The organism is Frigoribacterium sp. CFBP9030 (genome assembly GCF_034045195.1).
GTDB lineage: Bacteria > Actinomycetota > Actinomycetes > Actinomycetales > Microbacteriaceae > Frigoribacterium.
Genome location: NZ_JAXCWG010000001.1, coordinates 448,715 through 470,873, shown reverse-complemented (window position 1 = coordinate 470,873; position 22,159 = coordinate 448,715). Strand labels below are relative to the sequence as shown.

The following is a 22,159-nucleotide window of genomic DNA, read 5'->3' as shown; positions in this document are numbered from 1 at the left end:
TTGTCGATAGGTTGTGGGCCATGGCGAGCGAGCACTACTTCTCTTCGGAACCGGAGAGCCTGATGCGGCGCCGGACCATCTCGGTGACCCTCGCGGGCCGCGAACTCGAACTCACCACGGCCGCGGGCGTCTTCAGCCCCGATCGGGTGGACGCCGGGACGGCCGTCCTCCTGGCCGACGTGCCCACGCCGCCGACCTCGGGTCATCTGCTCGATGTCGGATGCGGATGGGGGCCCATCACCCTGAGCCTCGCGTTGTCGTCACCCGACGCGACGGTCTGGGCCGTCGACGTGAACAAGAGGGTGCTGGAGCTCGTGCGCGAGAACGCCCGGGCCGCAGGCCTCGAGAACGTCAACGCCGTCGAGCCCGACGATGTTCCCGCCGACCTGCGGTTCTCGACGATCTGGTCGAACCCGCCCATCCGCGTCGGCAAGAACGAGCTGCACGGGCTCTTGACCAAGTGGCTCCCCCGACTGGAGGTCGGGTCGGACGCGTGGCTCGTCGTCCAGAAGAACCTCGGCGCGGACTCGCTGCAGAAGTGGATGAACTCCGAGCTGGGCGACGTCGTCGACGTGACCCGCGCCTCCACCAGCAAGGGCTACCGCGTCTTGACGGCCCACCGTCGCTGATCAGCGAGGCAGGCCCGACGACGGCGGTCAGATCTCGAGCGCCCCGTTGAAGACCAGATCGGCCGGACCGCTGAGCGAGACGTGCTCGCCGTCGTCCGTCGGCACGACCAGGACGCCGACCGTGCCACCCGGGACCTCGACGCGCCACTGATCGGGCGCCCCGGCACCGGCCCAGTGCCGCGTCGCGAGGGCCGCCGCCGCCGCTCCCGTGCCGCACGAGAGGGTCTCGCCGCTGCCCCGCTCGTGCACGCGCATGCGGATGTGGCCGATGCCGTCGACCACCAGGGGGTCGGCCGGGACGACGAACTCGACGTTCGCGCCCTCGACGGGTGCGGGGTCGAGGACGGGGAGGTACGAGAGGTCGAGCGCGTCGAGCTCGTCGTCGGTCGCCAGCGCGACGACGACGTGCGGATTGCCGACGGACAGCGACAGACCGGGGCGGGCCGCATGCAGCTCTCGAGCCCGCACCGTCGGCGACTCGTCGGAGAGCGACCAGAGGCCGAGATCGACCTGGAAGCCCGTCATACTGCGCTGGACGTGGCGCACCCCCGCCCGCGTGCCGATCGCCAGGGTGCCGCCCGGCTCGAGCGTCGCGAGGCCGCGGTCGGTCAGGTAGCGGACGAAGACCCGGATGCCGTTGCCGCACATCTCGGCCGCACTGCCGTCGGCGTTGTGGTAATCCATGAACCACTCGGCGGCCGGGTCTTCGGCCAGGGCGTTCCGGCCGTCGGGGAGGTGCTCGGACCGGACGGCACGGATCACGCCATCGCCGCCCACGCCGAAGTGGCGATCGGTCAACGCCCGGATCGCCACGGGGTCGAGGGGGAACTCGCCGTCGGGGTCGGAGAACAGCACGAAGTCGTTGCCCGTGCCCTGGCCCTTGGTGAACTGGAGAGTGGTGGTCACGCGTCGAGTGTATCGAGGGCCGCCTCGACGCCCCCGGGGTCGCCGGACCGCACCCAGCGGACGTCGGGGTACCGACGGAACCAGCTCACCTGACGACGCGCGTAACGGCGGGTCAGAGCCGCACTGGTCTCGATGGCGTCGGACTCCGTCAGCTCGCCGCGCAGCTGGGCGGCAGCCTGCGCGTAGCCGATCGCTCGACCCGCCGTGACGCCGCGCTCGAGACCGTGCGCGAGGAGACCGCGGACCTCGTCGACGAGGCCGTCGCGCCACATCCGCTCGACCCGGGCGTCGAGTCGCTCGACGAGGGCCTCTCGATCGTCGCGCACGCCGACGATGGCCGAGGGGCGCCAGCGGGCCGCCTCGTCGGGCAGGCGGGCCGAGAACGGCTCGCCGGTCAGCTCGCCGACCTCGAGGGCACGGACGAGACGGCGGATGTTCGTCGAGCCGATCTTCTCGGCGGCCAGCGGATCCCGGTCGCGCAGCAGGCGGAAGAGCGCACCCGGCCCCTGGGCCTCGCCGACGGCCTCGTAGCGCGCACGGATGGCCGGGTCGGTGCCCGGGAACCGGAGGTCGAACAGCACACTCGACACGTAGAGCCCCGAGCCGCCCACGAGCACCGCCACCGCACCCCGCCCGTGGACCTCGTCGATGACCGTCCGGGCGCGCCGCTGGTACCACTCGACGCTCGCCTCGTCGGTCACATCGAGCTCGTCCAGGAGGTGGTGCGGTATGCCCCGCCTCTCGGAGACCGGCAGCTTCGCGGTTCCGATGTCCATGCCCCGGTAGAGCTGCATCGCGTCGGCGTTGACGATCTCCGCCGGGCGACCGCTCGACCGGAGCCGCTCGGCCAGGTCGAGGGACAGCGCGGACTTGCCGGTGCCCGTGGCACCGACCAGGGCGATCAGCATCTCTCGTCGACCCCGCGGACTCAGCGGAGACCGTCGGCGGCGTCGTAGATGGGCGTCGTCGACACGCGCAGGGTCGGCAGACCCAACGACACCCTCGGTGCCCCGGAGGCGCCGGTCGAGCCGGTCGCGGACGCCGGCACCCCGCACGAGTCGGCCTGGGCGCGGTCGTAGGCGTCGCCTGCCCGCGTGCGTCGCACGTCGAAGACGGAGCCGATCGACGACTCGGCGAGGAGATGGAAGGGAGCCGCCCCGGTCACGTCGACCGTCACGACATCGCCCGGTCGAGGCGCCTCGACTCCGTCGGGGACGTCGAGGTGGACGAGACGGCTGTCTTCGGCCCGACCGGACAGCCGGTGGGTCTCGGCGTCCTTCCGACCCTCGGTCGCCGAGATGAGCACTTCGACCCTTCGGCCGACGAGAGCGCGGTTCTCGTCGAAGGAGATCCGGTCTTGGAGGGCCGTCAGCCGCTCGTAGCGTTCTTGGACGATCTCTTTGGGGATCTGATCGGCCATCTCCCCCGCGGGCGTGCCGGGTCGGACGGAGTACTGGAAGGTGAAAGCCGAGGCGAAACGCGCCTCCTCGACCACTCGGAGCGTGTCGACGAAGTCGGCTTCGGTCTCACCCGGGAAGCCCACGATGATGTCCGTCGAGATCGCCGCGTCGGGCATCGCGGCCCGGACCCGGTCGATGATGCCCAGGAACTTCGCGCTGCGATAGCTGCGTCGCATCGATCGGAGGATCGCATCGGACCCCGACTGGAGGGGCATGTGCAGCTGCGGCATCACCGCAGGGGTCTCGGCCATGGCGTCGATGACGTCGTCGGTGAAGGCGGCCGGGTGCGGGCTGGTGAAACGGACGCGCTCGAGGCCGTCGATGGCGCCGACGGCACGGAGGAGCTTGCCGAAAGCGAGGCGGTCGCCGAACTCGACCCCGTAGGAGTTGACGTTCTGACCGAGCAGGGTCACCTCGATGGCACCGTCGTCGACGAGGGAGCGGACCTCGGCGAGGATGTCGCCCGGGCGCCGATCGCGCTCTTTGCCGCGCAGCGTCGGCACGATGCAGAAGGTGCAGGTGTTGTTGCAGCCGACCGAGATGGAGACCCAGCCGGAGCTGACCGAGTCGCGCTTGGCCGGCAGGGTCGAGGGGAACACATCGAGCGATTCGAGGATCTCGACCTGCGCCTCGTCGTTATGACGAGAACGCTCGAGGAGCGTCGGCAGCGCCCCGACGTTGTGGGTGCCGAAGACGACGTCGACCCAGGGCGCGCGCTCGAGGACGGCCTCTTTGTCTTTCTGCGCGAGGCATCCGCCCACGGCGATCTGCATGCCCTCCCGCCGCCGCTTGACGCCCGCCAGCCGCCCCAATGTGCCGTAGAGCTTGTTGTCGGCGTTCTCTCGGACGGCGCAGGTGTTGATGACGACGACATCCGCTTCACCGTCGACGGCCGGCTCGTAGCCGGCGGCCTCGAGGGATCCGCTCAGACGCTCGCTGTCGTGCACGTTCATCTGGCACCCGAACGTCCGCACCTCGTAGGTGCGACGCGCGGGAGCCGCGAGGCCGTCTACTCGGGCTTCGGAGACCGGGGCAGGGAGAACCGTCGACATAGTCGGAGAGTCTACGGCCGCGGCCCCGGTCGACCGATCATCGGAAGCGGACGCCGCCCCGACCGCGAGGAAGAGCCTTCTCCACCGCCCGACGGATCGTCTCGGACCGATAGCCGCGGCGCATCAGGTACCCGTTCAGACGCCGCTCCGCGGTCGCCTGATCGAGCCCCTGCAACGACGTGGCGCGCTTCAGCGCCCACTCGTCGGCGCGTGACTGCTCGTCGTCGTCGTCGATCTCGGACATCGCCTGCTCGATGAGCTCGGGCGCGATGCCGCGACTGCGGAGCTCGCTCGTGACAGCGCCGCGACCGAGGCCCTTGCGCTCATGCTTGCTGCGCACCAGGTTCTCCGCGAGCTCCCGGTCGTTGAGCAGACCGACACCCTCGAGTCGTTCGACCTCGTCGCTGACGACCTGCTCGTCGAGGTCACGGGCTGCCAGAAGAGAGGCCATCTCAGCGGAGGAGACCCCTCGGCGCGCGAGGGCATGCATGCTGATGTTCTCCGCTCGGCTCCGCTGCGCGTCGAGCCCCTCGGGCTCTGGTTCGGGCTCGTCGTCTTCGTCGACCGGGTCGAGCGCGTCGACCGCTCTCGGCCCGGACCAGTGATCGGTGATCGCGGCCAGGGCGGCCGCAGTCGACCGGACGGCGTCAGACTCGGCCGGGACCGAAGCCGGCTTGCGCTTCGAAGCTCGAGCCGAGGCCGACTCGTGGCCCGACTGGGGCTCCGGCTCCGACTCCGAACGGGCGCTCGCGAATCGGAAGACGTCGTCTACGCCGTGACTCGTCGACTCGGCGGCGACATCATCTGCGGTCGACTCATGGCCGACCTCGTCGTCACTCGGCGCCGCATCGGCCCACTCGTCTTGAGGAGCACTGCCGCCGGCAGCGGGCTTCGACGCCCCTCGGCGACCGAACAGCGGCGTGACCGGAGCCAAGTCGACCGTCGAGTCGCCGTCGCCGGACGTGGTCATGCGCCCTTCCGTGCGGCGATCTTGGTCTCGATCGATGCGACGGGTTCTTCGACGGCCTTAGCGCCCCCGACACCGAGCTTGGCGAGGATCTTGTGCTCGATCTCGTCGGCGATGGCCTTGTTGTTGAGGAGGAAGTTGCGCGAGTTCTCTTTGCCCTGGCCGAGCTGGTCGCCCTCGTAGGTGTACCAGGCGCCGGACTTGCGGACGATGCCGTGCTCGACGCCGAAGTCGATCAGGCTGCCCTCTCGGGAGATGCCGACACCGTAGAGGATGTCGAACTCGGCCTGCTTGAAGGGCGGCGCCATCTTGTTCTTGACGACCTTGACCCTTGTGCGGTTGCCAACTGCGTCGGTGCCGTCTTTGAGGGTCTCGATGCGGCGGATGTCGAGACGCACCGAGGCGTAGAACTTGAGGGCCTTACCACCGGCTGTCGTCTCGGGGCTGCCGAAGAACACGCCGATCTTCTCGCGCAGCTGGTTGATGAAGATCATCGTGGTACCGGTCTGGCTCAGACCACCCGTCAGCTTGCGGAGCGCCTGAGACATGAGTCGCGCCTGGAGCCCGACGTGCGAATCGCCCATCTCGCCCTCGATCTCGGCCCGCGGCACCAGAGCCGCTACGGAGTCGATGACGATGAGGTCGATGGAGCCGGACCGGACGAGCATGTCGGCGATCTCGAGGGCCTGCTCACCCGTGTCGGGCTGCGAGACGAGGAGCGCGTCGATGTCGACGCCGAGCTTTCTCGCGTATTCGGGGTCGAGTGCGTGCTCGGCGTCGATGAAGGCCGCGATGCCGCCGTTGCGCTGCGCGTTGGCGATCGCGTGCAGGGTCAGCGTGGTCTTACCGGACGACTCGGGGCCGTAGATCTCGACGATGCGGCCACGGGGGATGCCCCCGATTCCGAGCGCGACGTCGAGCGCGATCGAGCCGGTGGGGATGACGGCCACGGGAGCACGCTCGTCGCTGCCGAGACGCATGACCGCGCCTTTGCCGAACTGGCGGTCGATCTGGGCGAGTGCGGTCTCGAGGGCCTTCTCGCGGTTCTCTGCTGAGGGCATGATGTTCTCCTTCGTGGTGGTCGTCCGTGCGCCTGTAGGCTGTCGCGTCGCCGCCGACCGGTGGGACAAGGTCTTCGTCGCTACGACAAGGCTGGTGCCGCCGGTCACTCCGGCGGCGGGAACGTCGATACGAGAACGCTACGGACGACCACCGACATCGGAGTCGACGCCGGCCACCGAAGTGGAGTTCTCGGACCGATCAGGTCCTGGGGAGGACGCTATCACCGGTACGAACACATGTTCGACTTCCATGGCGCGGCGTGTCGAACATCCGCACGATCACGGGCAGACGGGCGGAGGTGCGACGTCGAGCCTCAACGACGAGGCGCGGGTAGACCGACACCATGCCGTCTCGACTCCGGTACGCCCTCGGCGTCGCAGAGCGCGAGCCAGACGTCTCTCGGCGGGACGCCCTGCACGAGAGCCTGCTCGGCGGTGAGCTCGCCCACGGCCGACATCACGAGATCGCGCATCAGGATGCGCCCGTACGCCTCGCCGAACTGGTCCACGACGGCTCGGTGGAACTCGCTCTTGCGCATCAGTGGAGGGTACCTCTCTGTCGACGGGGCGGCGTGCTCAGCTGCGCCGCGCCTCCGGAGGGGCTCAGGAGACGACGAACGCCCCCGTCGGAGGACCGGGGGCGTTCGTGACGGGGTGGGGACTCAGCGCACCGCGAGATCGGTGTCGAACTCGGCGACGAGCTCGTCGGGGAGCGTGTCGGGGATGGGATTGAGACCCTCGATGACGGCCATGCGGTCGCCGACCTCGCGCATGATGACCGAGATGGGAGTCTCGAGCGCATCGGCGACGGAGGCGAGGATCTCGGAGCTGGCCTCTTTCTGACCGCGCTCGACCTCGCTGAGGTACCCGAGGGCCACGCTCGCCTTGCTCGCGACCTGGCGAAGGGTGCGGCCCTTCTGCAGACGGAAGTCGCGCAGGACGTCTCCGATTTCTTGACGAACCAGAACCATGGGACCCTCCTCCGAACGGACGCCCACCCTGACGGACTGTCGGGGGGTGGGATGGTGATACTAAAGCGCAGTTGGCTGTAACTGTAACCAGCGGGGACTGTGCGACCCTTGTGAACCTGCCAGATGTAACGAGACCGAAACGCGGTCTATTCCCTCGCGTCGACCAACCACGAGTGCAGAGCCGTGAGTGATTCGGAGACGGTGCCCCGTCGGATGGCCTCGCGGTCTCCCGTCAGGTCGAGGGCCACCACCCGCGTCTCGTCTCCCCAGGCGACACCGACGAAGACGACACCGGGATCGTGGCCGCCCTGCGGACCGGGGCCGGCGACACCGGTGGTCGCGAGGCCGATGTCGGTGGGGGTGCCGCCGGTCTCGACCACCCCGCGGACTCCCGCCGCCATGGCCTCGGCCACGTCGGGGTCGACGGGCCCGCGGTCGGCGAGCAGTCGGGCGTCGACGCCGAGCAGGGTGTGCTTCAACTCCGTCTGGTAGGCGACGACACCGCCGCGGACGACCGCGGATGCTCCGGGCACGGCGATCAGCTCGGCGATCAGCAGGCCGCCGGTGAGCGACTCGGCCACGCCGATCGTGAGCCGTCGACGGGTGAGCTCGGCGACGACGTCGCCGGCGAGCGTCATGACGGTCGACCGTGCTTCGCCGCCACCCTCAGGTAGTCGAGCCCGGAGACCAGGGTCGCCACGACCGCGGCCGTCATGAGGACTCCGTTGACCCAGTGCATGCCCGACCCGAGGAGGTTCCAGAGCGGGAAGAGCGCGAGGGTCACGGCGACGGCCTGCAGGACGGTCTTGAGCTTGCCGCCCCGGGACGCGGGGATGACCCGATCACGGATGACGGCGAATCGGAACACGGTGATGCCGATCTCGCGGACGAGGATGAGAGCCGTCACCCACCACGGGAGCTCGCCGAGGATCGAGAGGGAGACGAGGGCCCCGCCGATGAGGACCTTGTCGGCGATCGGGTCGACGATCTTGCCGAAGTCGGTGACGAGGTCGAGACCCCGGGCGAGCATGCCGTCGAGGCTGTCGGTGAGGATGGCGACCACGAACAGCGCGGCCGCGGCGATGCGCAACGAGCCGTCGGCGCCGTCGTCGATGAGGAGCCACGCCATGAACAGCGGCGCCATGAGGATGCGCACCACGGTGATGATGTTGGCGATGTTGGCTGTGCTCGCCGGGCCGGGGCCTCGGCGGGCCACCCGGCCTCGGAAGGGGAAGGTCGCGCCGCGGGGGGCGCCGTCGCTGTCGGTCACGTCAGTCTCTCCCGGTGAGGTTCCAGGCGTCTTCCGACCCCTCGTCGTCGTCGACCTCGGCGTAACCCCGCGTCATCGCCTCGACGGGGTCGTCGTCGATGGCCGCCCCGGCTCCGCCTCGACCGGGCTGCGCCGGACCGGCATCGCCCCCGCCGCGGATCTTCGTCAGGACACCCGACAGCTGCTCGGTCGTCACGAGGACGTCGCGGGCCTTCGACCCCTCGGAAGGACCCACGATGTCGCGGGACTCCATGAGGTCCATCAGGCGACCCGCCTTGGCGAAGCCCACCCGCAGCTTCCGCTGCAGCATCGAGGTCGACCCGAACTGCGTGCTGACCACGAGCTCGACGGCGGCGAGCAGCAGCTCGAGGTCGTCGCCGATGTCGCCGTCGATCTCCTTCTTCTCGACGACGGCCGCGACGTCAGGCCGGTAGTCGGGACGGGCCTGACGGGTCACGTGCGCGACGACCTGGGCGATCTCGCTCTCTTGCACCCAGGCGCCCTGCACACGCATCGCCTTGGACGCACCCATCGGGAGGAACAGCCCGTCACCCTGGCCGATGAGCTTGTCGGCGCCGGGCTGGTCGAGGATGACGCGGGAGTCGGTGACGCTCGAGACGGCGAACGCGAACCGCGAGGGGACGTTGGCCTTGATCAAGCCCGTCACGACGTCGACCGACGGACGCTGGGTCGCGAGCACCAGGTGGATGCCGGAGGCGCGGGCCAGCTGGGTGATGCGCACGATGCTGTCTTCGACGTCACGCGGCGCGACCATCATGAGGTCGGCCAGCTCGTCGACGACGACGAGGAGATAGGGGTAGGGCTTCAGCGTGCGAGCGCTGCCCGCAGGCAGCACGATCTCGTCGTTGACCACGGCGCGGTTGAAGTCGTCGATGTGCCGGAACCCGAAGCTGGCCAGGTCGTCGTAACGCATGTCCATCTCTTTGACGACCCACTGCAGCGCCTCGGCCGCCTTCTTCGGGTTCGTGATGATGGGGGTGATGAGGTGCGGCACGCCGGCGTAGATCGAGAGCTCGACGCGCTTCGGGTCGATGAGCACCATGCGGACGTCGGCCGGCTTGGCGCGCATCAGCAGCGAGGTGATCATCGAGTTGACGAAGCTCGACTTGCCCGAGCCGGTGGCACCCGCGACCAGGAGGTGCGGCATCTTCGCGAGGTTCGCGACGACGTAACCGCCCTCGACGTCCTTGCCCACGCCGATGGTCATGGGGTGGGTGCTCTTGGCGGCGGCCGACGACCGGAGCACGTCGCCGAGGGCGACGATCTCCTTGTCGGTGTTCGGGATCTCCACCCCGATGGCGCTCTTGCCCGGGATGGGCGACAGGATGCGCACCTCGTTCGAGGCGACGGCGTACGCGAGGTTCTTGGTGAGCGCTGTCACTCGCTCGACCTTGACGCCGGGACCGAGTTCGATCTCGTAGCGGGTGACCGTGGGGCCGCGCTTGAGACCGGTCACCTTGGCGTCGACGTTGAACTGGTCGAGCACAGAGGTGATCGAGGCGACGATGGCGTCGTTGGCCTCGCTGCGGGCCTTCGCGGGCTCGCCGACGGCGAGGGTCGTCACGGCCGGTAGACGATAGGGCACGTCGTCGGCGGACGGGTCGACGGACTCGAGCGACGGAGGCGCCGGCTCGTCGAGGTCGGGGGCGAGGAACGCGGAGGCGGCGTCGCTCTCGCCCTCGGCGGGGATGGCCTCGGGGACGGGGACGGGGAGCACGGTCGTCGCCGCGGTGGGCTCGGGGTGCAGGGGGATGTCGATGCCCTGGGCGCGGACGGCGTCTTCGGCCCGGTCGAGATCGGCCAGGAGGTCGGAGGAGAAGACGTCGGTCTCGGCCGTGGCGGGAGACGCCTGGGGAACGGGCGGTGCGGCCGGGGTCGTGTCGAGCTCTTCGAACGCCGGTCGGCGCTTCTTGCGGCGGCCGATCACCTCGGTCGGAGCGGTCGCGGCGGCGGGCCGGACGAGCGGGGTGTCGTACGCCGGGTCGTCTTCGCGCTGCCCGGGGTTGCGTCGCCACCAGGGCAACGACTCCGGCTCGCCGCCCGCGTCGGCGGACTCGGCGGCGGCCGCCGCCGCAGCCGCCCGGTCGTCGACGGTCTCGCCGAAGAGGTACGAGTAGAGCTCGCCGAGTCGACGACCGATGCGGTTCGGCGGCGTCTTGGTGATGATCAGGATCGAGAAGGCGAGCAGGACGACGACCAGCGGGACCGCCACCCACTCGGTGGCCAGGGCGACGAGCCAGGATGCGACGACCCAGCCGAGGACCCCTCCCCCGGTGGCGAGGGCCGGCATGCCGTCGGAGGCCTCGGGCTGACCGCCGAAGATGTGGCAGAGGGCGCTGATCGACACGAGCGACAGACCCAGCCCGATGCCGATGCGCGTGTTGTCGTGGACCGAGGAGGGATGCCGGAAGAGCCACCCCGCGAAGAGGATCATGATGACCGGCAGGGCGTAGGCCACCCGGCCGAAGAGACCGCCGAACGTGTACGCGTCGAAGCCGATCGCGAGGGGACTGGTCGGGTTCAGCCACTCGACGACACCCCCGGCGATCGCCAGGAGCACGAGGAAGAACGGCACGCCGTCTCGACGCTCGCTCTTGTCGAGCGTCTCGCGGCCCAGCAGCCGGAATGCGGCGCCGGTCATGTGCGCCAGCCCCATCCAGGCCGCCGCGAGCGGGTTCGGCCCCTCTCGGGCGGGCGCGGGCGCCGGCGTGGTGGGCAGCTTCTTCGTGGCCTTGGTCGCGTCACGCGCCGAGGACGCACGCGAGCCCGAGCGGGAGCGCGGGGTCGACTTCGTGGGCGTGGCCATGGGCTCCACGGTACCGCCCACCACCGACGCCGGTCGGATCCGGTCGCGTGTGTCCGGGTGCCCGACCGGGAGGCGACCTCAGACGGCGATGACGACCGGCACGATCATCGGTCGGCGCCGATGCTTCGTGTTGACCCAGCGACCCACCGTCCGTCGCACGACCTGACTGAAGGCGTGGGTGTCGCGCACGCCGTTCTCAGCCGCCTCGGCGAGGGCCGCGACGATCTTCGGGGCGACGTCGTCGAAGACCCGGTCGTCTTCGGCGAACCCTCGCGACTGGATCTCGGGGCCGACGACGACCCGGCCGGTGGACGCGTCGATGGCGACGAAGACCGAGATGAAGCCCTCTTCGGACAGGATGCGTCGGTCTTTCAGATCGGCGTCGGTTATCTCGCCCACGGTCGAGCCGTCGACGTAGACGAAGCCCAGGTCGAGCTGCCCGACGACTCGGGCGATCCCGTCGCGGAGGTCGACGACGACGCCGTCCTGGCCGAGGATCGTGTTGCCGGGCGCCACACCCGTTCGTTGAGCCAGGGCGGCGTTGGCGTACAGGTGGCGGTGCTCGCCGTGCACGGGCAGGACGTTCGTCGGCCGGAGCACGTTGTAGCAGTACAGCAGCTCGCCCGCCGAGGCGTGCCCCGACACGTGCACCTTCGCGTTGCCCTTGTGGACGACCTTCGCCCCGAGCTTCGTCAGCCCGTCGATCACGCGATACACCGCGTTCTCGTTGCCCGGGATGAGGCTCGACGCGAGGATGATCGTGTCGTCGGCGCCGATCTCGATCTGGTGCTCGAGGTTGGCCATCCGGGCCAGCACGGCCATCGGCTCGCCCTGCGATCCCGTGCTCATGTAGACGATGCGGTCGTCGGGCAGGTCTCGCGCCTTCTTCGCGTCGATCAGCACCCCGTCGGGCACCGTCAGGTACCCGAGGTCGGCCGCGATGCCCATGTTCCGGACCATCGACCGCCCCATGAACGCGACCCGGCGGCCGTTGGCGTGCGCCGCGTCGAGCACCTGCTGCACGCGGTGCACGTGACTCGAGAAGCTCGCCACGACCACGCGCCGGGGAGCCCGCCGGATGACGTCGTCGAGCACCGGTCCGATGTCGCGCTCGAGAGCGGTGAAACCGGGCACGTCGGCGTTCGTCGAGTCGGGGAGGAAGAGATCGACCCCCTCTTCGCCGAGCCGGGCGAAGGCGCGCAGGTCGGTGATCCGCCCGTCGAGGGGCAGCTGGTCCATCTTGAAGTCGCCGGTGTGCAGCACCAGACCGGCGGAGGTGCGGATGGCGACGGCGAGGGCGTCGGGGATCGAGTGGTTGACCGCCACGAACTCGAGCTCGAACGGCCCGAGCGTCTCGCGTCCGCCCTCGGCGACCGTGAGGGTGTACGGGCTGATGCGATGCTCCTTGAGCTTCGCCTCGATCAACGCGAGCGTCAGCTGCGAGCCGATCAGCGGGATGTCGGCCCGCAGCCGCAGAAGATACGGCACGGCGCCGATGTGGTCTTCGTGACCGTGCGTCAGCACCACGGCCAGGATGTCGTCGAGCCGGTCGCGGATCGGCGCGAAGTCGGGGAGGATCAGATCGACGCCCGGCTGGTGCTCTTCGGGGAAGAGCACCCCGCAGTCGACCACGAGCAGCTTGCCGTCGATCTCGTAGACGGTCATGTTGCGACCGATCTCGCCCAGACCGCCCACCGGGATGACGCGGAGCGTGCCGTCTTCGAGCGGCGGCGGGGTCTGGATCGTGACGGGCATGAGGTCCTTCGGGAGTGGTGGGGCTCGAGCCCCGGGATGTCGCGGCGACCGAGGAGGCGCGGCTCAGCGGGTCGTGCCGTGCACCTTGGGCAGGGCGCCACCCGCCGCGGCGTTGCGATCGGGTCGGAACCGGCTGAGGTCGAGCCCCGGGATGGCGCCGACGTGCGCGAGCTCGTCTTCGATGAGGGCCGCCTCGCTGTCTTCGGGGCCGACGAGGGGCAGTCGGACGCGCGGGCTCGAGATGCGACCCAGCCCGTGCAGGATGTACTTGGCCGCGACCGTGCCGGGCACGTGCGTCATGACCGCGCGGACGAGCGGTTCGAGCATCTGGTGGGCCTGGGTCGCCGTGTGCAGGTCGCCCGCGTTGACCGCGTCGATGATGGTGCGGTACGGGGCCGCGGCGATGTTGGCCGTGACGCCGATGAGGCCCGAGGCGCCGATGGCCAGGTGCGGCAGCACGTTGGCGTCGTCGCCGGAGAAGTAGAGCAGGTCGGTCTGGTTCAGCACCCGGCTGACCTCGGAGAAGTCGCCCTTCGCGTCTTTGACCGCGACGATGTTCGGGTGCTTGGCCGCGCGGAGGATCGTCTCGTACTTGATCGGGATGCCGGTGCGACCGGGGATGTCGTAGAGGATGACAGGCAGGTCGGTCGCATCGGCGATCATGCGGAAGTGCGTGAGCACACCGGCCTGCGTCGGCTTGTTGTAGTACGGGGTGACGATCATGACGCCGTCGGCGCCGGCCTTCTCGCTGGCCTTGTAGAGCTGGATCGCGTGGGCGGTCTCGTTCGAGCCGCCGCCCGTGATGATCTTGGCGCGCCCGGCCGAGACGGACTTGCCGACCTCGACGAGACGGAGCTTCTCGGGGTCGGTCAGGGTGCTGGTCTCGCCAGTGGTGCCGGTGACCACGATGCCGTCCGCCCCGGCGGTGATGCAGTCGTCGATGTGCTTCTCGACGGCCGGCCAGTCGACCTCCCCGTCTGCGGTGAAGGGGGTGACGAGGGCCACGAGGACCTGACCGAAGGGGTTGATGATGTTCGACACGGAACCAGCGTACTTGCTCTCGTCGGCGGCGAGGCGGGGACGGGCCGGAGCGCCGTCCCCGCCTCTCGGCGGTCAGGGCGCGACGCGACCGTTCGTGCCGAACGCGGCGTACGTGAGCGGCATGAGCTCGGCCCAGATGTCTTCCATCTTCTCGGCGCACATCTCGATCTCGCGCTGAGGGAACGACGGGAAGTGCGTGCCCTCGCGCTTGGTCCGCAGGCTGAGGAAGTTCATCAGCGACCGCGCGTTGACCGTGACGTACATCGACGAGTAGATGTTCAGCGGCAGGACGATGCGGGCGACCTCGCGGGCGACCCCGGCGTCGAGCATGCGCTTGTACGAGGCGTACGCCTCGCGCGAGGTGCGCTCGGTCTCGGCGCGCACGAGCTCGCTCTGCTCGGGGGTGCCGGGCAGGAAGTCGTAGGCGCCGGGCTTGCCGACCTGCTGCAGGTTGCGCTGCGCGGAGGGGACGTAGAAGACCGGGTTCAGCTCGCGGTAGCGGCCGCTCTCTTCGTTGTAGCTCGCCATGCGGTGCCGCATGAACTCGCGGAACACGAAGATCGGCGCCTGGACGTAGAAGGTCATCGAGTTGTGCTCGAACGGCGAACCGTGGCGGTCGCGCATCAGGTAGTTGATGAGCCCGGCGCCCTTGGTCGCCTGGGCGCCGTCGGCGGACGCCTGCGCGCCGTCGAGGGTCAGCTCGCCCATGGTCGAGACGCGGGCGGCGAAGAGGACGTCGGAGTCGTGGGCGCTCGACCGGACCAGCTCGACGGTCACGTCGGAGCGGAACTCGACGGCGGATTCGGGGGTGGACGGGGCGAGGGGTTCGGCATCGGTCACGGCGTCGACTCTACAACCGGTGACGGGGTGCTCCGAGGGCGACCGACGGACCCGCACCGCGCCTCCTCGGCACCCGGTCGACACCGAGGAGGCGCGCCTAGGCTCTCGAGGAGGGCGCGGTCGCGCCTCGCCGCCGATCGAGAGCAGGACCCATGAACGACGCCCCCCGGACGGTCCTGATCGCCGGAGCCTCCGGCCTGATCGGCACCGAGCTCTCGACCCAGCTGCGCGCCGCCGGTCACACCGTGCTCTCGCTCGTCCGCGGCGAGCCGCGCGACGACACGCAGTTCACCTGGATTCCCTCGGCCGGAGTCGTCGACACGACCCTGTTCGATCGAGCGGACGTCGTCGTGAACCTGTCGGGCGCCTCCTTGGGCCGTCTGCCCTGGACCCGCGGTTACAAGCGCGAGATCGTCGGCTCGAGGGTCGACGCCACCCGGACTCTCGTCGCGGGCATGCGCGCCGCGTCGACGCCGCCCACGGTTTTCCTCAGCGGCTCGGCCGTGGGGATCTACGGCGACCGCCCCGGCGACCGGCTGACCGAGTCGAGCCCACGCGGCACCGGGTTCCTCAGCGATGTCGTCGCCGAATGGGAGCGGACCGCGCTGACCGCACCCGACGGCGTGCGGGTCGCGCTGATGCGCACCGGGCTCGTCGTGGGCCCCGGCGGCGCGCTCGCGCCCCTCCTCCCCCTCACCCGCTTCGGTCTCGGCTCGCGGCTCGGCACCGGCGACCAGTTCTGGCCGTGGATCAGCCTGCACGACGAGGCGGCCGCGTTCGTCCACGTGATGGCCTCCGAGCTCGACGGCCCGATCAACCTGGCCGGACCCACCCCGGCGACGAGCGACGCCCTGACACGTCGACTCGCGCACGACCTGTCGAAGCCGTACGCCCTCACCGTGCCCGAGTTCGTCATCTCGACCGCGATGCAGGAGGCCGGTCGCGAACTGCTGCTGCCCAGCCAGCAGGTCGTGCCCGAGAAGCTGCTCGCCGACGGCTTCGTGTTCCGTCACCGGACGGTCGACGAAGCCGTCGATGCGCTCGCCGCCGGTCTCTGACGGGTCGACGACGAGGCGCAGGCCGGAGAGCCGAGGAGGCGCGGGTCAGGCCCTGCCGCGCCGACGCAGCGTGATGGCCCAGCGGATCGCCTGTCGCGCCCGACGCCGATCACCGCACGCATCGTAGGCGAGACCCAGCCGGAACCAGGCGCGGTAGTCGTCGGGGGCCTGCTCGACCGCCTCGCGGTAGGCCGGGAAGGCCTCGTCGGCGGCGGCGCGGTCGTACCGGCCCGAGGGCCTGCGCGGCACGTCGTCGACGGGCAGCTGGTCGGCGGCGCCCAGCTCGCGCACGATCGCCTGGGTCGCCAGACCGAAGCGGATCTCGGCCACGAGGGCGAAGACCCCGAGGAGCGGCAGGACCACGAGACCCACGCCGAGACCGACGGCGACCGCCTCGCCCGTGGCGAAGAGGGCGACGGCCCGCTGACCGACCAGCACGATGTAGAGCACGAGCAGGGCGGCCATCACGAGGGCCGCGACACGGCCCTTCACGGGCAGGCGCGCATCGGTCGGCGGGCGCGCAGGGGTCGGCGGGCGCGCATCAGTCGAGGGGCAGGACGCTGTCGAGCCCCACGACGACACCGCTGACGGTCGGCGCGGCCGACATCGCGACGAGCAGCCCCTGCTCGTAGGCGCGCTGGGACAGCGTGTCGTGCGTGAGGGTGAGGGTCTCGCCCTCGCCGCCGAAGACGACCTCCTGCTTGGCGACGACCCCGCGGAGGCGGAGGCTGTGCACCGGCACGCTCGCCACCTGCTGCCCGCGGGCCCTCTGGTCGGACGAGGGGGCCGAGACCGGCCCGAGATCGCGACGCGCCTCGGCGATCAGCTCGGCGGTGCGCACCGCCGTGCCCGACGGGGAGTCGACCTTGCCCTGGTGGTGGGTCTCGACGATCTCGACCGACTCGTAGAACCGGGCGGCCATCGTGGCGAACCGGGTCGCGAGCACCGACCCGAGTGAGAAGTTGGGGACGACCAGGACACCGGGGCCGTCGACGTCGGCGACGATCGTCGAGAGGCGGGCGATGCGCTCGGCGCTCCAGCCCGACGTGCCGACGAGCACGGGGATGCCCGCCCGCACGACGTGCTCGACGATGCCGGGGCTCACGGCCGGGTGCGTGACGTCGACTACGAGATCGGCCCCGACGACGCGGTCGAGATCGTCTCGGGACGAGAGCCCGGCGTGGAGCTCGAGGTCGGGCGTGCGCTCGATGAGATCGACGATGAAGCCCCCGAGCGTGCCCGTGGCCCCGACGACGGCGATGCGGGAAGTCATTGGTCAAACCTACCGGGCGACGGACCGTCGAATACGATCGGGGGATGCCTCGATTCCGCGAGATGCCCGTGAGCTCGACCCCCGCCTCCTCGTTGCTGTCGGAGTACTTCGACGAGCGGGCCGCGACGTTCCCGGTCGCGCAGGGCAGCTATCACACGGCCACGCCGGTCGACGCGACCTTCACTCCCCCGGCCGGCGTGTTCGTCGTGGCCGTCGCCGACGGGGCGGCCGACGCGAGCGTCCGCGACGCGGGAGGCGTCGGCGACGTCACACCCGACGGCGACGACGCGCTGGCCTGCGGCGGTGTCCGCCGACTCGAGCCGGGCGCCGACGGTCGGGTCCGCTACGAGGTCAAGCACCTCTTCGTGCGACCCGTCGCCCGCGGTCGGGGTCTCGGTCGTCTCGTGCTCGCCGAGCTCGAGCGCCGCGCGATCGACCTCGGCGCCGAGCAGCTCGTGCTCGACACGAACGACAGCCTGGAGGCGGCCGGCGGCCTCTACCGCGCAGCGGGCTACTCGCTGATCGAGCCGTACAACGACAACCCGAACGCGACCGCCTGGTACGGCAAGACCGCCCGCTGACCGGTCGGTCGAGCGATCGGACCGAGGGCTCTCACCGACCGCTCGGACCGTTCGGTCAGATCGACTGGTCGACGGGCAGGCCCGTCCGCAGCTCGACGGGCAGGTGCCCGAGGTCGTTGTGGGTGACCAGCTCGGGCGGCTTCGCCGAGCGCACGCGGATGATCGTCAGACCGGCATTGGCCTGGTTGACGCCCATCCAGCGCCAGGCCGGCGCCCCGAAGACCTCGCGGACGAACCAGCCGATGACGAAGTTGTGGGTGATCAGCAGATCGTGCCGGTCGTCGCGCGCGGGCGTCAGCCACTCGGAGACGGCGTCGGCCATCTGCGCCTGACCGGCTTCGATCTCGTCTTCGGTGACTCCGCCGAAGAACGGCTTGTACGCCGCCGGCATGTCGGGGGTCGGCCCCGACGGCACGCAGTCGAAGAGCAGCGTCGACGGCTGGGATTCGAGGGCGGGCAGTCGCTCGGTCATGATGCGCGCGGTCTCGGCCGCCCGCTCGAGGGGCGAATGCCAGGCCGCGTCGAACGGCACGCCGCCGAGACGCTCGGCGATGAGTCGCGCCTGACGCTTGCCGCGCTCGGAGAGCGGACCGTCGGGCAGCCCGTGCTCGGCGTCCTGCTGTTCGCCGTGGCGCACGAGGTAGAGGTAGTGGGACACCGTCGTCTCCTGGTTCATCGGATGGCGGACGACGTCGGGACCGTCGCCGCTCGGGTGGGGAGCGTCGTCTCGTCGACCTCGCCGACGACCACGGTCGACAGCGGGCCCGAGCGCAGGGCGGCGGCCAGGTCGCGGACGTCGTCGGTCGGCACGGCCGCGAGTCGGGCCAGCGAGGCGTCGAGATCGACGAACTCGCCCATCGACAGCTCGGCGCGACCGAGGCGGTTCATCCGGGTGTCGCTGTCTTCGAGAGCGAGAGCCGCGGCGCCGCCCAGCTGACCGAGCGCACGGCGGTGCTCGTCGGCCGTGATGCCGTCGGTCGCGACCTCGTCGAGCTGCTCGAGCATCAGGCGGGCCACGTCGCCCGCGTTGGCCGGCGCGCACCCCGCGTAGAGGCCGAACAGACCGGCGTCGGAGTAGCTCGGGGCGAACGAATACACCGAGTAGGCCAGACCGCGGCGCTCTCGCACCTCTTGGAAGAGCCTCGACGACATGCCGCCGCCGAGCACGGAGTTCAGCACGGCCATGGCCGAGCGGCGGTCGTCGGTCACCGGGAGGCCCGGGAAGCCGAGGAGGAGCGTCGTCTGCTCGAGGGGTCGGCGCACGATGACGAGGGGCTCGCCCTGCTGCGGCGCCGTCTCGGCGCCGGTCGCCGGACGACGGGGCACAGGAGGCGCGGTGTCGGTGGACCAGTCGGACCGCCCGATCGCGGCCTGGAGACGCTCGACGAGGTGATCGTGGTCGACGGCGCCCGCGACCGTCACGACGAGGTCGCGCGGGCGGTACGTGCGGAGGTAGTGCCGGTGGACCTCGTCTCGCGAGGCGCTCCGGATGCTGCCGGGCGACCCGCCGATCGGTCGACCGAGCGAGTGGTCGCCGAAGACCGACTCGAACAGGCGCTCGCCCCCGACGTCGCTCGGGTCGTCGTCGGCCATCGCGAGCTCGTCGAGGATGACGCCGCGCTCGGTCTCGAACTCGAGGGGATCGAGGACCGACGAGGTCACCATGTCGGCGAGGGAGTCGACCGCGTCGTCGAGGTCGACGTCGCGGACCCTGGCGTAATAGCAGGTGCTCTCTTTGCCGGTGGCGGCGTTGTGCTCGCCCCCGACGGACTCGAAGGCCACGGCGATGTCGAGGGCCGACCGGGTGGGTGTGCCCTTGAAGAGCAGATGCTCGAGGAAGTGGGTCGACCCCCGGTCGCCGTCGCCCTCGTCACGGCTGCCGACGGCGACCCAGAAGCCGACCGTGGCGCTGCGGGCCCCGGGCATGCTCTCGCTGAGGATGCGCACCCCCGTGGGGAGCACCGTCCGCCGCACGAGCGAGCCGCCCGTCGCCTCGAAGGAGAGCTCGACCTCGTCGAGGGGCAGTGCGACCGGTCCGTTCATCGAGGCGAGCCTACCGCCCGCCCCTGACACCCGAATTGGGGGACGGAATGCGGACAAACAGACGGGTTGGTCTGTCCTCATCGGTGTTACAGTCGTCACACCGCAGTCGACCCGTCCCCCCACGAGAGACGGCTGCGGCGGCTGGTCGGACATCATCGCAAGGTCCGGAGCGCGCGTCCCCCACGCGGCTCTAAGCCGATATGTTCCAAGGAGCCACGCTGTGACGGTCGATTCCCCCCAACCGGCCGTCCAGCGTCTCCCTGGCCGACCCCGCGCCGACCAGAAGACGCCCGGCGCCCGCGCCCGCGTCCTCACGACCGCCGATCGCCTCTTCTACGACGAGGGCATCCGCGTCGTGGGCGTCGACCGCCTCATCGCCGAGTCGTCGGTCACGAAGGCGACCTTCTACAAGCACTTCGGCGCGAAGGACACCCTCGTACTCCAGTTCCTCGCCGTGCGGCACGATCGCGACGTGGCCGCTCTCGCCGAGACCGTGTCGTCCGCTCCCGACGGCGTCGCCGCCGTCCGCAGCTTCGTCGACGCCTTCGCGACCCGACTCCAAGAGCCCGGCTTCAGAGGCTCCGCCTACGCCAACGCGGCGGCCGAGTTCAGCGACCCGACCCACCCCGTCCGCGTCGCCATCAGCGAGCACCGCGAATGGCTCACCGACGCGCTCGTCGAGCTCTTCAAGAACGCCGGCCACCCGATGCCGGGCGATGCCGCCGACGACTTCCAGCTCGCACTCGACGGCGCCGAGGTCGGCGCCTACGCCGGCGACGCCATCGCCGCCTCCGCGTCGTTGCGCCGCACCGCGGACCGCCTGCTCGACGCCTGACGCGCGCCGCGCCTCCTCGGCCCTCCCCGGACCTCTCCCCCGCTCACGTCACGCACGCGATCCCGCGCCTGACCGGAAGGGTGTGAAGATCGCGACCGTTTCGTCTCGCGAGGGGGCTCAGGGCGCTGCTGGTCGGTGTTTTCGGCACGATCGGTCGGGTTCGGCACGCCGGAGCGAGCCGCGCCGGTCGGGTTCGGCACGCCGAAGCGCCTCGCGCCGGTCGCCTCTGTGAGCCGACGCCGGAACCGCCGGTGCACCCCGGGATCGGACGGTGCCCGAGGTGGGCGGTCGTCTTACGCGGAGACCCGATCGAGGTCGAGCACCTGGAGGCGCGTCAACTGCACGCGGACGGCCTGCGCCAGCTCGTACACCTGCTTCGCATTCGTCGCGCTCGCGACCGGGGCCACGACGTTGGGCTTCGTGAGCAGCCAGGCCAACGAGATCGCGGCGGTCGACACCTCGTGCACCGAGGCGATCCGGTCGAGCTCGTGCAGGATGCGCAGCCCGCGTTTGGTCAGCTGCTTCGCGAGATCAGGACGACGCTGCGACCCGGCGAAGTCGGCACGGGTGCGGTACTTGCCGGAGAGGAATCCGCTCGCCAGGGCGAAGCGCGGCATCACACCGAGACCCAGCTGACCGGCCACTCGGGCGAGACCCTTCTCGTACTCGCCGCGGTTGAGCAGGTTGTACTGGTTCTGGAGCGCGACCATCGGCGCGACCCCGAGCATTCCCGCGGCGATCCGGGCCTCGTAGAGCCGGTTGCCCGAATGATGGGAACCGCCGAAGTACCGGACCTTGCCGGCGCGGATCAGGTGGTCGACGGCGAGGAGGGTGCGCTCGAACGCCACCTCGGTGTCGTCGACGTGGAGGTACAGCAGATCGATGCGGTCGGTGCCGAGGCGCTCGAGCGAGGCCTCGACGGCGCGCTCGATCGCCTTCGGCGTGAGACCCGGGTTGTCGGCGCTCTTGCCGACCTTCGTCGAGACGACCATGTCGTCACGCGATCGACGATCGCGCATCCAGGAGCCGATCATGATCTCGCTGCGCCCCCCGGCGTACGAGTCGGCGGTGTCGACGAAGTTGCCGCCGAGATCGAAGTAGGTGTCGAGGACCGCGCGCGTCTCGGTCTGGTCGGCCGTCCAGCCGAAGACGTTCCCGCCGAGCGCGAGGGGGAACACCCGGAGATCGGACGTGCCGAGTCGACGGCGCGGCTGGATGATGCCCAGATCGACCGGAACGGTGGCCTGGTCAACCGCGGCAGCATGCTGCGACCGGGGGCGGACGGCACCGGAGGGGACGGCTTCTGAGCGGACGGCCGCGTCGGGCTCGGCGGCGGCCGCCTGTGCGGTCGTGGCCGTCGAGTCGGTCACCGACAGTCCTCCTCCGCTGGCGCACCCTCACCCGTCTGAGCTGGACGGATGCCAGGGTCTGCGCCTCATCGTCAGAATACGACCCCGGCCCTCGTCGCGCGCGCCGCCGCACCGAATCGTTACGTGAAGAATCGTCCTATTTCCACTCGAGCCTGAGACGACCCGCTCATGGGCCCGGAACGCCGACGAGCCCGCCGCGACACGAGGTCGCGACGGGCTC

Annotated in this window: 22 protein-coding genes; 4 read left to right on the top strand and 18 right to left on the bottom strand. The window is 70.4% G+C overall.

Annotation, left to right across the window (positions count from 1 at the left end; all coding sequences use genetic code 11):
• The first annotated feature begins 20 nt into the window (after window positions 1–20).
• Window positions 21–629, top strand: coding sequence for a class I SAM-dependent methyltransferase (locus SOM13_RS02165; protein ID WP_243213768.1), 609 nt, complete (start codon window positions 21–23; stop codon window positions 627–629).
• 27 nt (window positions 630–656) lie between these two features.
• Here SOM13_RS02165 and dapF read toward each other — a convergent pair whose 3' ends face one another.
• From dapF to thyX, 13 genes are all read right to left on the bottom strand, one after another.
• The gene (gene dapF / locus SOM13_RS02160) at window positions 657–1,535 is read right to left on the bottom strand and encodes a diaminopimelate epimerase (RefSeq protein ID WP_320478771.1); all 879 of its coding nucleotides are present in this window, start codon (window positions 1,533–1,535) and stop codon (window positions 657–659) included.
• Window positions 1,532–2,443 carry a tRNA (adenosine(37)-N6)-dimethylallyltransferase MiaA gene (miaA, locus tag SOM13_RS02155; RefSeq protein ID WP_320478770.1) on the bottom strand — a complete coding sequence of 304 codons (912 nt, stop codon included), beginning with the start codon at window positions 2,441–2,443 and terminating at the stop codon, window positions 1,532–1,534. The genes dapF and miaA overlap by 4 nt, the downstream gene beginning before the upstream one ends.
• 20 nt (window positions 2,444–2,463) lie before the next feature.
• Window positions 2,464–4,047, bottom strand: a complete 1,584-nt coding sequence (gene miaB / locus SOM13_RS02150; protein WP_320478769.1) for a tRNA (N6-isopentenyl adenosine(37)-C2)-methylthiotransferase MiaB — start codon at window positions 4,045–4,047, stop codon at window positions 2,464–2,466.
• A 37-nt stretch (window positions 4,048–4,084) separates the two neighbouring features.
• A complete protein-coding gene (locus tag SOM13_RS02145) occupies window positions 4,085–5,017 on the bottom strand; it encodes a regulatory protein RecX (RefSeq protein ID WP_320478768.1) in 933 nt (310 codons plus the stop codon).
• Window positions 5,014–6,075, bottom strand: coding sequence for a recombinase RecA (recA, locus tag SOM13_RS02140; RefSeq protein WP_192060137.1), 1,062 nt, complete (start codon window positions 6,073–6,075; stop codon window positions 5,014–5,016). The genes SOM13_RS02145 and recA overlap by 4 nt, the downstream gene beginning before the upstream one ends.
• 314 nt (window positions 6,076–6,389) lie before the next feature.
• Window positions 6,390–6,614, bottom strand: coding sequence for a DUF3046 domain-containing protein (locus tag SOM13_RS02135; protein WP_243213773.1), 225 nt, complete (start codon window positions 6,612–6,614; stop codon window positions 6,390–6,392).
• Window positions 6,615–6,737: 123 nt separating this feature from the next.
• A complete protein-coding gene (locus SOM13_RS02130; protein ID WP_192060135.1) occupies window positions 6,738–7,046 on the bottom strand; it encodes a helix-turn-helix domain-containing protein in 309 nt (102 codons plus the stop codon).
• Window positions 7,047–7,192: 146 nt separating this feature from the next.
• Window positions 7,193–7,684, bottom strand: coding sequence for a nicotinamide-nucleotide amidohydrolase family protein (locus tag SOM13_RS02125; protein ID WP_320478767.1), 492 nt, complete (start codon window positions 7,682–7,684; stop codon window positions 7,193–7,195).
• On the bottom strand, window positions 7,681–8,316 hold the full coding sequence (gene pgsA / locus SOM13_RS02120) for a CDP-diacylglycerol--glycerol-3-phosphate 3-phosphatidyltransferase (protein ID WP_320478766.1): 636 nt from the start codon (window positions 8,314–8,316) through the stop codon (window positions 7,681–7,683). The genes SOM13_RS02125 and pgsA overlap by 4 nt, the downstream gene beginning before the upstream one ends.
• Window position 8,317: 1 nt before the next feature.
• Window positions 8,318–11,143 (bottom strand): DNA translocase FtsK, encoded by a 2,826-nt coding sequence (locus SOM13_RS02115; RefSeq protein ID WP_320478765.1) that lies wholly within the window; start codon window positions 11,141–11,143, stop codon window positions 8,318–8,320.
• 78 nt (window positions 11,144–11,221) lie between these two features.
• Complete coding sequence (locus SOM13_RS02110; RefSeq protein ID WP_320478764.1) at window positions 11,222–12,898, bottom strand: ribonuclease J; 1,677 nt, start codon at window positions 12,896–12,898, stop codon at window positions 11,222–11,224.
• A gap of 63 nt (window positions 12,899–12,961) precedes the next feature.
• Window positions 12,962–13,939 carry a 4-hydroxy-tetrahydrodipicolinate synthase gene (gene dapA, locus SOM13_RS02105; protein WP_320478763.1) on the bottom strand — a complete coding sequence of 326 codons (978 nt, stop codon included), beginning with the start codon at window positions 13,937–13,939 and terminating at the stop codon, window positions 12,962–12,964.
• Window positions 13,940–14,011: 72 nt separating this feature from the next.
• On the bottom strand, window positions 14,012–14,779 hold the full coding sequence (thyX, locus tag SOM13_RS02100; protein ID WP_192060130.1) for an FAD-dependent thymidylate synthase: 768 nt from the start codon (window positions 14,777–14,779) through the stop codon (window positions 14,012–14,014).
• 152 nt (window positions 14,780–14,931) lie between these two features.
• Between thyX and SOM13_RS02095 the strand changes: the two genes are divergently transcribed.
• A complete protein-coding gene (locus SOM13_RS02095) occupies window positions 14,932–15,837 on the top strand; it encodes a TIGR01777 family oxidoreductase (protein ID WP_320478762.1) in 906 nt (301 codons plus the stop codon).
• A 45-nt stretch (window positions 15,838–15,882) separates the two neighbouring features.
• Here the strand turns inward: SOM13_RS02095 and SOM13_RS02090 are convergent, their stop codons facing one another.
• Window positions 15,883–16,329, bottom strand: coding sequence for a tetratricopeptide repeat protein (locus tag SOM13_RS02090; protein WP_371740706.1), 447 nt, complete (start codon window positions 16,327–16,329; stop codon window positions 15,883–15,885).
• Between the two features lie 49 nt (window positions 16,330–16,378).
• Window positions 16,379–17,110 (bottom strand): 4-hydroxy-tetrahydrodipicolinate reductase, encoded by a 732-nt coding sequence (gene dapB, locus SOM13_RS02085; RefSeq protein ID WP_243213780.1) that lies wholly within the window; start codon window positions 17,108–17,110, stop codon window positions 16,379–16,381.
• A 44-nt stretch (window positions 17,111–17,154) separates the two neighbouring features.
• On the opposite strand from dapB, the gene SOM13_RS02080 reads away from it, so the two are divergent.
• Entirely contained in the window at window positions 17,155–17,691 is a 537-nt protein-coding gene (locus SOM13_RS02080; RefSeq protein WP_320478761.1) for a GNAT family N-acetyltransferase, read from the top strand.
• Window positions 17,692–17,746: 55 nt separating this feature from the next.
• On the opposite strand, the gene SOM13_RS02075 is transcribed toward SOM13_RS02080, so the two are convergent.
• Both SOM13_RS02075 and SOM13_RS02070 read right to left on the bottom strand, forming a co-directional pair.
• A complete protein-coding gene (locus tag SOM13_RS02075; protein WP_192060126.1) occupies window positions 17,747–18,349 on the bottom strand; it encodes a histidine phosphatase family protein in 603 nt (200 codons plus the stop codon).
• A 14-nt stretch (window positions 18,350–18,363) separates the two neighbouring features.
• Complete coding sequence (locus SOM13_RS02070; RefSeq protein ID WP_320478760.1) at window positions 18,364–19,734, bottom strand: pitrilysin family protein; 1,371 nt, start codon at window positions 19,732–19,734, stop codon at window positions 18,364–18,366.
• Window positions 19,735–19,954: 220 nt separating this feature from the next.
• On the opposite strand from SOM13_RS02070, the gene SOM13_RS02065 reads away from it, so the two are divergent.
• Window positions 19,955–20,569 carry a TetR/AcrR family transcriptional regulator gene (locus SOM13_RS02065; protein WP_320478023.1) on the top strand — a complete coding sequence of 205 codons (615 nt, stop codon included), beginning with the start codon at window positions 19,955–19,957 and terminating at the stop codon, window positions 20,567–20,569.
• Window positions 20,570–20,862: 293 nt separating this feature from the next.
• On the opposite strand, the gene SOM13_RS02060 is transcribed toward SOM13_RS02065, so the two are convergent.
• The gene (locus SOM13_RS02060; RefSeq protein ID WP_320478759.1) at window positions 20,863–21,939 is read right to left on the bottom strand and encodes an aldo/keto reductase; all 1,077 of its coding nucleotides are present in this window, start codon (window positions 21,937–21,939) and stop codon (window positions 20,863–20,865) included.
• Window positions 21,940–22,159 lie beyond the last annotated feature (220 nt).

Coding starts and splice junctions, on each gene's coding strand:
- SOM13_RS02165 (WP_243213768.1), top strand. CDS start 21: ATGGCGAGCGAGCACTACTTCTCTTCGGAACCGGAGAGCCTGATGCGG.
- miaA (WP_320478770.1), bottom strand. CDS start 2,443: ATGCTGATCGCCCTGGTCGGTGCCACGGGCACCGGCAAGTCCGCGCTG.
- miaB (WP_320478769.1), bottom strand. CDS start 4,047: ATGTCGACGGTTCTCCCTGCCCCGGTCTCCGAAGCCCGAGTAGACGGC.
- SOM13_RS02145 (WP_320478768.1), bottom strand. CDS start 5,017: ATGACCACGTCCGGCGACGGCGACTCGACGGTCGACTTGGCTCCGGTC.
- recA (WP_192060137.1), bottom strand. CDS start 6,075: ATGCCCTCAGCAGAGAACCGCGAGAAGGCCCTCGAGACCGCACTCGCC.
- SOM13_RS02135 (WP_243213773.1), bottom strand. CDS start 6,614: ATGCGCAAGAGCGAGTTCCACCGAGCCGTCGTGGACCAGTTCGGCGAG.
- SOM13_RS02130 (WP_192060135.1), bottom strand. CDS start 7,046: ATGGTTCTGGTTCGTCAAGAAATCGGAGACGTCCTGCGCGACTTCCGT.
- SOM13_RS02125 (WP_320478767.1), bottom strand. CDS start 7,684: ATGACGCTCGCCGGCGACGTCGTCGCCGAGCTCACCCGTCGACGGCTC.
- SOM13_RS02115 (WP_320478765.1), bottom strand. CDS start 11,143: ATGGCCACGCCCACGAAGTCGACCCCGCGCTCCCGCTCGGGCTCGCGT.
- SOM13_RS02110 (WP_320478764.1), bottom strand. CDS start 12,898: ATGCCCGTCACGATCCAGACCCCGCCGCCGCTCGAAGACGGCACGCTC.
- SOM13_RS02095 (WP_320478762.1), top strand. CDS start 14,932: ATGAACGACGCCCCCCGGACGGTCCTGATCGCCGGAGCCTCCGGCCTG.
- dapB (WP_243213780.1), bottom strand. CDS start 17,110: ATGACTTCCCGCATCGCCGTCGTCGGGGCCACGGGCACGCTCGGGGGC.
- SOM13_RS02080 (WP_320478761.1), top strand. CDS start 17,155: ATGCCTCGATTCCGCGAGATGCCCGTGAGCTCGACCCCCGCCTCCTCG.
- SOM13_RS02070 (WP_320478760.1), bottom strand. CDS start 19,734: ATGAACGGACCGGTCGCACTGCCCCTCGACGAGGTCGAGCTCTCCTTC.